Annotated in this window: 10 protein-coding genes; 5 read left to right on the top strand and 5 right to left on the bottom strand. The window is 46.1% G+C overall.

What is annotated here, in order from left to right:
• Window positions 1-227 precede the first annotated feature (227 nt).
• Both V7787_RS16710 and V7787_RS16715 read left to right on the top strand, forming a co-directional pair.
• Window positions 228-734: a hypothetical protein gene (locus V7787_RS16710; protein ID WP_336088717.1), complete on the top strand. Its 507-nt coding sequence runs from the start codon at window positions 228-230 to the stop codon at window positions 732-734.
• A gap of 357 nt (window positions 735-1,091) precedes the next feature.
• A complete protein-coding gene (locus tag V7787_RS16715; RefSeq protein WP_336088718.1) occupies window positions 1,092-1,580 on the top strand; it encodes a GNAT family N-acetyltransferase in 489 nt (162 codons plus the stop codon).
• A 304-nt stretch (window positions 1,581-1,884) separates the two neighbouring features.
• Here V7787_RS16715 and V7787_RS16720 read toward each other — a convergent pair whose 3' ends face one another.
• Complete coding sequence (locus tag V7787_RS16720; protein WP_336088719.1) at window positions 1,885-2,361, bottom strand: GNAT family N-acetyltransferase; 477 nt, start codon at window positions 2,359-2,361, stop codon at window positions 1,885-1,887.
• Between the two features lie 263 nt (window positions 2,362-2,624).
• Here V7787_RS16720 and V7787_RS16725 point away from each other — a divergent pair, with 263 nt between their 5' ends.
• The 3 genes from V7787_RS16725 to V7787_RS16735 all read left to right on the top strand — a co-directional run bounded on the left by V7787_RS16725 (window position 2,625) and on the right by V7787_RS16735 (window position 6,308).
• Window positions 2,625-2,993 (top strand): histone-like nucleoid-structuring protein, MvaT/MvaU family, encoded by a 369-nt coding sequence (locus tag V7787_RS16725; protein WP_336088720.1) that lies wholly within the window; start codon window positions 2,625-2,627, stop codon window positions 2,991-2,993.
• Window positions 2,994-3,067: 74 nt separating this feature from the next.
• Window positions 3,068-4,183, top strand: coding sequence for a hypothetical protein (locus V7787_RS16730; RefSeq protein ID WP_336088721.1), 1,116 nt, complete (start codon window positions 3,068-3,070; stop codon window positions 4,181-4,183).
• A gap of 778 nt (window positions 4,184-4,961) precedes the next feature.
• Window positions 4,962-6,308 carry a DUF6602 domain-containing protein gene (locus tag V7787_RS16735; protein WP_336088722.1) on the top strand — a complete coding sequence of 449 codons (1,347 nt, stop codon included), beginning with the start codon at window positions 4,962-4,964 and terminating at the stop codon, window positions 6,306-6,308.
• Window positions 6,309-6,491: 183 nt separating this feature from the next.
• Here the strand turns inward: V7787_RS16735 and V7787_RS16740 are convergent, their stop codons facing one another.
• Genes V7787_RS16740 through V7787_RS16755 form a run of 4 tightly spaced genes read right to left on the bottom strand, consistent with a single transcriptional unit; the run spans window position 6,492 to window position 12,542 of the window.
• Entirely contained in the window at window positions 6,492-9,602 is a 3,111-nt protein-coding gene (locus tag V7787_RS16740) for an SMC family ATPase (protein WP_336088723.1), read from the bottom strand.
• A 1-nt stretch (window position 9,603) separates the two neighbouring features.
• Window positions 9,604-10,152: an ABC-three component system middle component 1 gene (locus tag V7787_RS16745; protein ID WP_336088724.1), complete on the bottom strand. Its 549-nt coding sequence runs from the start codon at window positions 10,150-10,152 to the stop codon at window positions 9,604-9,606.
• Window positions 10,139-11,482, bottom strand: coding sequence for an ABC-three component system protein (locus V7787_RS16750; RefSeq protein ID WP_336088725.1), 1,344 nt, complete (start codon window positions 11,480-11,482; stop codon window positions 10,139-10,141). Before V7787_RS16750 ends, V7787_RS16745 begins: the two co-directional genes overlap by 14 nt.
• Complete coding sequence (locus V7787_RS16755; RefSeq protein ID WP_336088726.1) at window positions 11,472-12,542, bottom strand: ComEC/Rec2 family competence protein; 1,071 nt, start codon at window positions 12,540-12,542, stop codon at window positions 11,472-11,474. The genes V7787_RS16750 and V7787_RS16755 overlap by 11 nt, the downstream gene beginning before the upstream one ends.
• Window positions 12,543-12,670: the final 128 nt, after the last annotated feature.

Raw genomic sequence — 12,670 nt, forward strand, 5'->3', positions numbered from 1 at the left:
TGCCCTGTGGGTGCGCTCTGTGAATAGTAAGGTAATGATTGTGTCTGTAAAATTCATGAGCGGCTCGATTTTAGAGCAGGCAAAGGCAAAAATTGCCTTGGTAGGGCGGAGGAGGGGACATTCTGTCACCTTTTGCTAGAGTTCATCAATTCTATGCTTCGGGCGCGCCGCTTATCCGCTTGAGTGGGTGGTCATGGTATGCACCTTAATTTTCAGGAACTCAGGCCGTGCCTACGTCCTCTAAAATCTCTCCAATTTTCCGTGCCGATGAGTCTCCCCAAGTCGAAATTTTGGAGGTGCTACGGGATGCAAAGGTGCTCGCTCGGCGCTACTACGATCTCACTGGAAAGCCGTTGGGTATCACGGGAGAAGTGGCAGAGTACGAAGCTGCCACGAAGCTGAATCTTCGACTTCACCCGCCTAGGCAGGCTGGCTACGACGCCACGGAGGTTCGTCAGGAAGGCTTGGTTAAGATCCAGATTAAAGGCCGGTGCATTACTAACCCGCAGAAAATTACGGGACGTATGGGCTCTATCGATTTACGGCAAGTCTTCGATACGGTGCTTTTGGTACTACTTGATTCCGACTTCAATGCCTTCGCTATGTACGAAGCCAGCCGTGACAAGGTGGAGGCTGCCCTGAGGGTGCCGGGATCGAGAGCCAGGAATGAGCGAGGTGCGCTGGCAATCAAGCAGTTCATGGCCATAAGCATAGTTCGCTGGATTCGTGACTGAATGGTCAAATTCTAAATGTGTTTTTTCAAGAAATGGCGAGCTATGTGCATGGTGGTGCCAGTTAAGCTCGACGTTTTTGACTATCAAGGAAAATTATGATCCGTTCGGCCCGTGATATGGACACGATTTGTATGAAAAATTGAAGGGTTTGCTAGTTCGCCGACCAATGCGAGGGTGACAGAGATTGCTGAGCTTTTGCCACACAGGTGGCGCCCGGCCTCGGTGTGTAACACCGTTTGCCTGCGCGGCTTCGATTAAACCGGTACTAGAGAAGTTTATTTTTTAGGAAGTGGTGCGGCTCTTTGGGTGTTGAGCACTTAAGGTTAGCCCTATAAAGTGGATTGCGAAAAGTCATATATGAATAAGCTTGAAATAAAAGTTCTTGATTCTTCTTGGTTGCCATCTATTGCCGAGATTTGTCTTGGGAATGTTGACTACTACTACCATATGAATGAAGCCCCGGAATCAAGTTTCGTGGCTCATACGTTTGAATCACTTCCTCCAGGAACAATTCCATCGCAAAAGTGCAATCTGGGTATTTTTATGGGCGGCGAGTTAGTCGCGTATGTGGAGATGGTGAAGTCTTATCCCGACGATTGCTGTGCGATGATTGGGCTGCTGATGGTTAAAAAGCATTATCAGGGCAAAGGGCTCGGAAGCCAGATCGTTTCTTTGACGCTGGAAAATTTGCGCAGAGAAGGCTTTTCAGAGGTGTACCTCAGCTGTTCCAGTACCGATGCGCACGCTCGTAGATTCTGGATAAACAGAGGATTTGTTGAGACAGGCGACGTTGATGAATACGATGATATCTCGCTTGTTGCTATGGAGAGGCATCTCACCATTTGATCGGCTAGGGGCGGCAGCTCCCATGAGGAAATCACCATGTCATGTCCTGGAGAAGCCAAGGAGTCGATCTCTCAGCCTTGAGGGCTCGAACGTCCCGCCAGTAGTCTGTTGCCGCCACCGCCACCGCCACCGCTTCAGAAGCGTAGTTTGAAGGCGCAGGGGGAGTGAAACCTCATGGACATCTTGGATCAAACTAAATCCAGTCCTCTGAAATGATCAGGTGATACGGAGCCGCTGCTGTCCACCCACCGCTGATTCTGGTGACCAGGACAGCAAGCCGCAGAGGATGGCACCACGCTACTGATCAGGCTGTCTCGCGTTCTAGAGCCTGTCGGATAGCGTCGACAGACCCTATCCAATGTCGGCGATTGTCGAAGGGTGTGAAGCCCAGGCGCTCAGCAAATGCGGACGCTTTGGCGTTAGCGCACTCGATCAGCAGGTGCTGGTAGCCAACGGTCGGTGCCAGCTCAACTAAGCGCTCAACCAATGCCCTGCCGTGCCCAACTCGTTGCTGCTTGAACATTATCCGAGCGATTTCCAGAGTCTCTCGTGGGCAGTTCTCATCCGGCCTACCGAATAAACGGAAATACAGATCGAACTGTCTGCTGAGGGCTGAGACCGTTGCAGAGGATCTCCAGACCCGCTGGTGGATGTACCTGGGCTTGTAGATAAAGCGCTCGAGGATGAATTCCCTCAGGTGAGACATGAGATCCTCTGATCTCGCCTCGGCAAACTCATGCCACTCATGGTCGCTGGCATCTGCAGCGGGAAGTCTCAGCATCGTCGTGCTCCTGGCCTAATGGAAGAAGACCGAAGTGTAGATGCCAAGTGCATACCCGGCCTGAGCGCTTGGTCATGGTAGAAAAGCGAGCGTTTGTCAGCCGAACTACTGTCGTATAGGAGGCGAGGCACCCGGCACTCACGTAGCATTCTCCACAACGACAGCGTGTTTTGACACATTGCCGCTACTCCAGATCGAACAAAATATTGCTCGATGGTTTACGATGTCAGCCTGTTTCCTACTAACCGCACTAAGGATTACCTATGTCTCGTCTGGCAGAGTTTCGTCAACTTGAGCAGCAGCTGGCGGCTCAACTCGCAGAGCTTGAAGCCCTGAAAGGCAGCTCCGAGCTGCAAGCCGAAATTCAATTTGAGACCAAATTGCGTGACTTGCTGGCTGAGTACGGCTACAGCCTGCGTGACATCATCAACATCCTGGATCCTCAAGCGAATCGTCGTGCCGCCGCTCCAGCAGCAGCCGAAAAGCCCCCCCGCCGCGCCCGCCAGGTGAAGCAGTACAAGAATCCGCACAACGGCGAAATCATCGAGACCAAGGGCGGCAATCACAAGCTGCTGAAGGAGTGGAAAGCCGAATACGGCAGCGACACCGTCGAGTCCTGGCTGGCCCGCTAATCCGGGGAGTAACAGCGGGAAACCGATCCCGCTGTACCTTCATGAGCTGCAATAGGCATTGAGGTGGTGTCTCGATGGTTAAGCTGAACCGCGTTTGGTGGCAACACCTGGCACCTAAATCGATGCATCGCCGATTAGGCGAGGTGGAAAAGTTGATATCGAACTGGTGCACCACAGCCTACGGCCAGCACTGGTTGAAGAGCGCTCGTCAACCGGGGCATATGCTTCGACTTCTGCCAGGAGACGCTATCCCAGTTGTGCACCTCGTTGCCCTTGGAAACCGCCCGATTTTCATCGCTCCTCAGGACTCCCTAAAAATCGGCCACAGGTTCGTCGGATCTGATCAATTTGAGTCAGGGCGCCCCCTTGTTGAGAACGAAATTCCTATTTTTCCTTGGATACGGCTGGACATTGTCTCCGACGAGGCCTTGATCAAAGGCGCCTTGAAGATGCAGTTGACCGGGCATGTTGAAGGTGTCAAATCTCCTAGTACGTTGTTTTCCATTCCAGCTCATTACCTGCTTGCACCCAAGCAATGGCCGGATAAGGCCTACGCGCTATACCAGCATATTTTCGGGATGGGAAACTCCTACCCTGATGACGGCTACTTCTACGTTGGTATCACCAAACGACGCTGGCAGACCCGGTGGGCCGAGCACATGCGCGCCGTTGAAAGCGGAAGCAACCTGGCGTTTCACCGAAAATTTCGGGAGGAGCGGGCAGTGGGTCAGATCACCTACGTCCACCATAAACTGATGGGGATCACCGACGACCTTGAGGCGCTCTACAATTCCGAAAAGTATTTGATTAAAGGGCATTGGGACGACCTGCGCCGGCTCAACATGATCCCAGGTGGAAAGGCAGGCCTCAGGTATCTCAGAGAGCACTCGATAGTCAGCAAAGGGGAGGTCGTCTCTCCAGATGAGCGAGAAGGTGTCCTGAGCGAATGGCTGAGCCGCCATCGAGGGAAGACCCTCCCTCCAATGAGCCTTAGTGAAAGGTGGCAAGACGAGGCCTGGGCTGAAGCACAGATATGCAGTCGCTCAGATCGACTTTCCGTCTCCCAGGTTGCTGCAATTCGCGAACTGGCGGCTCTTTTCCAGCCAGATGAAATTGCGGAGCGGACGGGGGCTAGCAACCAGCAGATCGTCAACGTCATATCAGGTAAGTCATATGTTCGTGTCAGGTGAGCGCAAGATGCGGTCTCGAGACGGAGTTGTTAGCGTTGGGTAACGAACATATTATCGATTAACCCAGAATCCACCAGCGCATAGTGGGGAAGAGCTATTCGAGAAGCTAAGCTAACTTTTTCAGATTCTGGATAGGTGAGGCGCTCGAGCGATCTAAGTGATCCCCCTCCATAGCAACAGCTCGGGCACCGTCTCGATCAGGTTGAACTGAGTCACCTATCTTTCAAATCCTAGGAGGGGGCTGCGGTAGATTGCCCCAGCCTGGCATCAATCATCTCCAGCAGGGCGTGGTAGGTCTGAGGATCAGATTTGGCGGCTCCAACTTTAACGCTGAATGCATAGCGACCACGTTCGGGAAAAGCTGCTTCACTTTGATGCGACAGGACTCGGCAAGGTTGTTGCAGATCCTCCGAGAGCAACGTCACACTGTTAAAGCGAGGCGGTCATTTGTACCGTATCAAGATACGGCTAGGTAGAGCCGAGTTTGGCCTAGAGCGAGATGTCGACCTCTTCAATCCGTGGTTGTAACGGGTGAAATACCATATGCTCGGCTGCCCCTCGCAGATCTAATTTCAGTGTCATGTTGAGAGACGCATCGCCCAGGCGATGGCTCATATGTTGATTGATGCCTTCTCGCAGAAAATCGCGTCTTTGATTAGTTTCGTAACCAATTTGCAGAGAACTCCGTCTGGGATGCCAATAATTGTTTTCTTTGCGATAATCGAAAAGTTGTGTACTTTACATTCGCTTAAATGTGAAAGCCTGCAAGGAGGCATCAGTGAAAATTTTTTCTGAACTGCTAAAGAAAACATTGGGTTTTCATCGAGATGAGCTTAATAGTTATGACTTGTCTCACGGCCCTACTATTGGTGCTATGTATGAAGGTCTGACTCGAGAGAAATTTTTTGGGAGTTTAAATCTCGAGATGCTTGGGTTAAAGGTCGTGTCGGGATTTATTACGGCTGCCGGGAAAACCTCCCGTCAAATGGATTGCATGTTGGTTTGTGGAGAAGGTGCTAAAGTACCTTATACAGAACTTTATAAATGGCCGGCAAGTCAGGTTCTCGCAGTTGTTGAGGTTAAGAAGAATTTATTCTTTCAAGATCTGAAGGATTCATATTCTCAGCTGCAAAGTGCTTGGGATTTTCATTGTAAAGATTTGGAGTATAGAGAAAGTGTGGGGGCTTTGGAGTTTTCTACCAAAAGAGCCGCCAAAGAGTATATATCAATTTTCGGCGAGCTTCCTCCGCACTATAATGAGGCTCATGTGCTCCCCATAGAAAAGAGAATGGTTTATAGATCGCTGGTCAAAGAGGAACTTGCTCCCCTTAGAGTGGTGATTGGATATAATGGGTATAAGAGCGAGGGCTATTTGCGTGAAGCTGTGAATAGTTTTTATGATAACAAAGCTGGTGTAGCAGGTCATGGGACGGTAAACATGCCTAGCTTGATTATCAGTAATCATTACTCAGTTTTAAAAATAAACGGACTTCCATACAAGTCTTTTTGGGACTTGGAGCACGGATGGGTGTGGCTTGGCTCAAGTCATGATAATCCTATTTTGTTAATGCTTGAGCTTTTAATTGATAAAGTTGAGCGATACCTGGAAATCACAATTGATAGAGGAGAGGACTTAAATGAGGAGATTTGGTATCCATTAATGTGTGCGAAACCAGACAGGTCTGGGCGAGGCTGGTATTTTACTTACGCTCACGGGTTGCCTAAAGAATATAATGCTGAAGGCCCGGGTGTTAATGGTGCGGCGTCCATTGATGATAGAGGATGGAGTCCCATTGAACTAACTGACATTGAGCGCGAGATTGCATTGCAAATTTATCGCTCACCTCACTGTGAACTGGATGGCCCTGAGCTGTATAGGGTACTTCAAAAATTTGGCGAATCTGATGTAATGTTACATACCGAAAGGTTAATCCGCTTGAGGATTGTGATTTTTGATGAAGGTATGCTCATTATATGCCCAGGGAAGATATCTCTTATTGATGTCTTAGGGAAGACGTACTGTGGAGACGATGGCGGAGATAGGCTCAAGAAGTGGGCGGCAGTTAAAACTGCGCCGCCAATAAAGCTAAATTCGCCGCTGAATATTTCATTGTTCCCCCTGTAGTCTAGGCGTAGAAATTTTATCTCATTAATTTGAGTGACGCGCAGTGACAAAAAAGCTTCCTAGGATCACCGTTCCAGATATCGACCGTATCACTTCTGGACACCTCACCCATATTAATAGAGGTAGCCATAAACTGCCGGATGTTTATGTCGGGCGGCGTCAATGCCGCCCGACGGCTGTAAATTATCTAGCCACTTTTCCGTATGTCTCAAGTTGAATGAACTTAGAGTTGTATATGTGTTCAGGGATTTTCTTCTTTAAAAGTTTGAAAAAATTCTCGTCGTGCGTTGATATTATGATTTGCTTGTCTAGTTGTTTGCATATGTTTCTAAGCATATCAATTGTGGAAAGTATGTTTATTGAGTCCATTGAGTGGATAGGGTCATCGATGAATATCGAATCTATTGGGTGCGATGATGGGTTTCTATTGATTGCCCGCGCAAGAAAAATGCTCAAGCTGAGAATATTCAACTGGGCTGTGCTGAAGTGAAAGTTAGGGGCGCTTAATTTATTGGTTTTATCCTTAATCAAAACGTCAAGCCGAGGGCCGTTATCGCCATTGAAGTCGCATTTGAACTCTATTCGCTTGAATTCAGGGTGTGGGTCGATTTGCCCGTAAATCTCATTGATAAGATCCTGAGAGAAAAATCGCCCTATGCGATTGTGAAGATGGTTGATTACTTGGGAGTAGTCCTCATCAATCATAGATTGAATTCTAGAGTGATGATCAATTTGCTCTCTGATACCGACGGCAGCATTTAGCGCTTGTTGATTTTTTAAGAAAGGCTCAAGCTCTTCGATTTGCTTTGAAATAACACCGTAGCTTTCATAGTTGGAGTTATAAATTTCACGTTTCTGCGAAAGCTCGGTTATTTGAGATCTGATTTTTGATATTACTTCAAGTGCAGGAGTGTCTTCATTTGCTGAAATGGAAAGCTTTGTTAAAAAATTGTTATACGGGGATAGAGCTGCCTCCAGCTTCATCAGCTGGTTCTTCAGGCCGCTGACTTCAGTGATTAGTAAGTTTCTGTCTTTTAAGGTGTCGTTTGGTTTGTGCCGGTGCTCGGATAGTGCAGTATCAATCTGCATTATTTTGGTATTGGTCTCTTCTCGTAGCTTTGTCCTAGACTGAACACGACTGTCGAAAAAGTCCGAAAGGTTTTCTGGTAATTTATTTAGTCGTTCGGAGCATGACTTTACAATGTCGAGCGCAGGGTCGGCTTGCAGTGAGGTTAGAAGTAACTCCTGAGAGTCGTATTTGGATTTGTGTACAGATAGTTGATCGCTTAAGCTATAAACAATGCTTTGAGATTTTTGCAGGATTTCTTGCAGTTCTTCTCGCCTTGGTTGCAATATATTACGCTCGATAACGATGCGTTCTAAGTATTCCTCTTGCTTTAGGTTTTGGAGTTGCTCTTCTAGATCTGAGATTGATGCCTTCAACTTTAAAGTGGCTTCATTCCTAGAACTGATCTGATTTTCAGTATCTTCGATCGCTGAGATTTTTTCAGTTAACTGCGCTCTCAGTTTTGCAGCTTCTAAATTTACTTTTTCAATGATGCGTTTAGTCAGCTGACTGATATCGGATGCGAGTTTTTTTATGCTCTCCTGAGTTTCGCTGATTGCTTCAGTTAAGGCACTTTGTTCTGAGGTGAGAGGGCTGCATTCTAGAATGCGCTGAGAAAGATGCTGGTAGCTTTCAAAGGGAGTGCTGCAAAGAGGGCAGTCAGATTGATTGGAATGATGGATAATACCTTGGCCAAGCTCGATGAGACGAGAGATTTCACTTTGATAGATTTGGAATTGGGATAATTTTGATTTTGAAGTTGCTAGAGATGTCTCTTGTTGCTCTTTGTTCTCTAGCAAATGCTGAAGTGCGCGTGTTAGTTCGCGATCAATATCAAGCAGCTTGGCGTGTTCAACTAGCTCTAAAGGCGGCTTTTCTATGAGCGATTCGAGTCTCTCTAGCTGTAGTTTAGCGCTTTTCGTCTTGATCTTAAGTTCGGATAAGGTATGAATATCTAGGTCGGCATCGAACTCCATGAGCTCAAGGTTCTGCTTGAGCTCACTCAGGCTGGCGTACCTCTTATGAGAGTGAGTTTCTTGGTTCAATAGATCCAGCAACTGCTTGTCAATCAGTGCCGACTTGGCTTGTGCGTCCAGTGCTGTCGTTTGGTTTTCCGATAGTTTAACTTCCAGGCTTGCAATTTCTGTCTTAAGAGATCGCAGCGCTGTCTCAATGTTTTTTATATCAGAAGTTGACTTTGAATAACCAGGAAGTAAAGCGCCTATCGTGCTGTCCTGGCGCTGTTCTTCATCAAGCATCAATAATGAATTTTCGAGTCGGAGCTTGCTACTCAATAGATCTTCTCGTTGAGTAGCGCTAGCAATGAGTTGGTCTAGCTCAGGTATTGTTGTAAGGATTTTCTTTTTTTCTGTTCGGTGTAAATAATACGTGCTTTCTGCATTGACGAGAACTTGCGCTTCATCGATTGTGGTCGAGAGTTCATTGATTTTGTTGCGCGTTGCGATTTCGTACTTGGATAATTTTGTCTTGAGTTCGGCACGTTCGCCAGTTCCGAAATTTACTGTTACAGTAGATAGCTTGGCACCCTTTGCTACAAGTTCAGAGATTCCATTATTAATGATGTCCAGGATTTTTGAGTTAATTGGTCTTTGGAGCTGTTCGTCTAACTTCTTTAACTCATCGCTTAAGGATTTTATTTTACTTTTGTTGGTGTTTGATGCGCTAAGTAAATTCGAGCGGTAAGTTTCTTCGGCTAAGTCAAAATGCCGCATGAATTTTATGTATCGATCTTCGGCGCGAACTTCTTTTATGAAATTGTCGATGGCGTCCTGCGATAGGAATATGTCAGTGAGATCCTCTGTGTCTTTAAATGTTTGATTTGGATCAAACTTATAATCCCGGCTGCCTTTGTTGATTTTAGGAACCCAGTTTATGTAATGGAAGTTTTCCGTCTGAATTATGACGCGAGAAGTGGAATTGGATTCGATTTGGTTGTTTCGTAGTATGAATTGATATTCGCCGCTTGTATTTAGTCCGATGGAGGTTTTGTTGTTGTTGTTTTTTTGAGATGCTACAAGATATCTGCTTATGTTGTTTGTGAGCGCCCATTCAACGGCATCGTAAAATGAGGATTTACCAAAGCCATTTGGGGCGTAAATTGCAACTAAGTTGGCACATTCACCTTCCTCTGTAAGGAAGTCGAAGGTGCCATCACTTTTTGTTTTGTATGCTCGAAAGCCCTCTATAATAACCTTTTCTATTTTCATCTTAGTCAATCCTTTGAATCAGGAATTCTAACAGTTCGCTGCGGCGAGTGCGTGACTCGGCTTTGTTGTCTGATGGGATTTCACCAAACTCTGTTATCAGTATTTGTAGGGGCGATGCGGCACGCGCTTCTAGACTTGGAAGATTTTTTAGCAGGCTTGATTCCAGTGAATTTCCTAGAATTTCGTTATTTATAAGTTCTACGATCTTGTTTTTTTCTGAGTTTTCAACTTCGCTGTGCACGATTTTTCGCATTGCGAATTTGTCGTTCTCAATTTTATACTGGAGATTGCGCGATATCGGTTCTTCGCAGACCAGTAAAAGATAAATGTTCCAGGTCGAATAGTCATCGGTTAAATGAGCTTGATAAAGCGCGGCGATGCTGGAGGTTATATACTGCCATTTCTCACTAAGTTCGTTTTCGTTTCGAGACTTGAAGTAAAAACAAGATATATAGGATTCTCCAAAAACCGCCTTAAACAGCCCTATTTTAAGGTCTTTAAAAGCATCTTGGAGAGTAGCTGGGAGTGTGGCTTCTTCAAAACTGTTCACGATAACACTCCCTTACACTTTCAGTAAAATCTTCGTCGGATTTTAATAAGGCGTCTAGTTTTTCTTCGTTCAATATGATGGCTTTTCGACTCACACCCTCAAGATGTAGCAGGCGAGTATTTTTACTTATTCTTCGAGAACCAGCGCCAATGTCGAACATCATCGGTAGATCTTGGTCGATGTTTGGGATTATTCGATCAAGCGGCACAGTTAGCTCAGCTTGAATGGGCGAGCTCTTGGTTGCTATAACTAATGCAGAATCAGCGACCATATTTGGTAAACCAATGTCCACTATACTTGGAAGGAGCTCTAACCAGTCGCGCTCTGTGTCGGAATAAAGAAAGTGTTTGTGAGATCCAAGCTGAGTAATAAAGTCATTTGTGATAATTGAGGTATTGGAGCTTATCAGGCCTACTATCAAGTATTCCAGATAACATTTCCAGTAATCCTCGTCTAGTATTTGCTCGCATAAGTCTTTATGAAATAAACTGTTTTCCAGTAGCTTGCTTTTTAAGCTGTAAGGTGTTGGAGAGTCGGCTTTAATGCTATTTGTACCAATTTGGTGCAGGTAGTTACGTGCTTTGGCTGAAACTAATGGCAATGCTGTTCCGCGAAAAGCAAATGTCTTAGGTATACTTCTTGACAGGCAGAATAGATGCGGTGGGAGAATTTTAGCGAGATCTTCTCCTATGTATTGGTTGCTAGTAAGTATCTCGTCAAAACTAGAAACCATGATGCCGTCAAGCCTTCCATGGTATTCTCCAATAACTCCTGATAGCGAAGTTTCTATGCCTGTTAAATAGCAGTTTCCATTTATTTCTACGAAAATCCCCCCGCCCGACATTCCTCTAATTTCTTTAACTGTAGGGACTTCGTCACTGCCTACTTCGAAGCAGTCGCCTCGAACGCGCTTAACTTCTCCTGATAAATCTCGGATGTACTTAGAGAAAATTGTCTCTTTTGAGGTGCGCCGGAGTGAAGGGCATCCCATAATGGTGAATTTGTTCCCGCGAATTACCAAGGCGCTTGATATGGTAAGAGTCAAACCTGGGATGTGATGGACTAGCAAGACGGCTAGATCTTTGTCTGGATGTAAATAACGCGCTATTACTTTGATGGATGCATGATTGTGGGTTATACGGATGTCATCAGCATCTTTGTAGATGGGGTGGATTGACGGCTCGTCATCCTCATCTGTGATTATCTCGAGTACATGTTTTGCCGTAAGAACATAGGAGTAGGCATCGGTCATTGGCTGAATAAGTACGCCGCTGCCGTTATCTACAAAAACAGTGTGCTCTTCCATTTTTGAGAATGTATCAATCGGCAATTTCTATAACCTCCTTTACAGAACCGATAGTATTTCCCAGTGCGCGACGCTCATCGTCCGTGTAAATTACTTTAATTAGATCTGGGTAATTAAAGAGAATTTCAGATTTGGGATGCTGATTGTGAATTCTTGCAAGCGTGAGTTTGTTCGGTAAGCAGTGGGAGGAGCCATCCGTCAAAATAACAAAAGACTTTGCTGTGATTAGCTTCAGTAGTTCAGGGCTTGTATTTTTTTTGCTGCCATGATGGGATATTTTAATAATTTCACAGACTAAAGGATTAGCTTCGTCATACCCTAGGTCTCTCAGACTTTTCACAATCGTCGATGGATGGCAGTCCCCCAGCAAAAGGATGTTACGATCGCTGATGGTCAGGAGTAGACTGATCGAACTACCGTTGGTGGGCGACTTATCCTCCTCAAAAGCATCGCTGGCAAGAAGGCTCTTATAGGAGTCATTGTAGTCGTGTTTGCAGCCCGAGGTCAGCAAATTTTGATTGTCGTTAAAAGGGCGCCACTTTTTTAGTAGCTCTTGTAACTTGCTCTTGCATGGCGATAAAACTAAAGCTTCTATTTGATTGGTGAGATTTGACCGGTGGCTGTTATCTATTAATGCTTCGTCCCATATGCCATATTTTTTAAGCAGGCCTTCAAATGTAGTTCCTTCTTGCACGCTAGTTTGACGTGAAGTGGAAAAATCATCATTTATTAGATGGGTCTGATTAGTTTCGAGGGATAATGCTGAGGCGACAGAGTTCGCTGAATTAAACCAGACTTTTTTTACCAGTTTAGGTAGGTAGCTAGGCTCTTTGAAAGCCTCTAGGAGTCCTCCAATGTGGTCTGAGTCAATATGGGTGAGTATTAATAGGTCAATTAACGTTTCTTCTTTTATTAGTCTTTCAAGCTCTTTTTTTAAGTTTCCGTCACGTTTTGCGGTGATATTGCGAAAAGCTGTTCGTGGGCCGCCGTCTACCAGAATGGTAAACGTCTCAGTGGCAGCGGTATGCGAAATCAATATTGCATCGCCATGTTCTGCTTGCAAAAATCTTACATTCGTAGGCATGAACCGCCCTCCCTGGGTGCTTTTCTGAGGCTGCAGGAACTCACAGCGCACCTGCGAGCCGGGTGCAGTCGCCTATGATAGCGAATGGCTAGCCTCCTGCAATGCTCCGACAGCCGGAATGACTGGCG

Source organism: Pseudomonas sp. CGJS7, assembly GCF_036961695.1.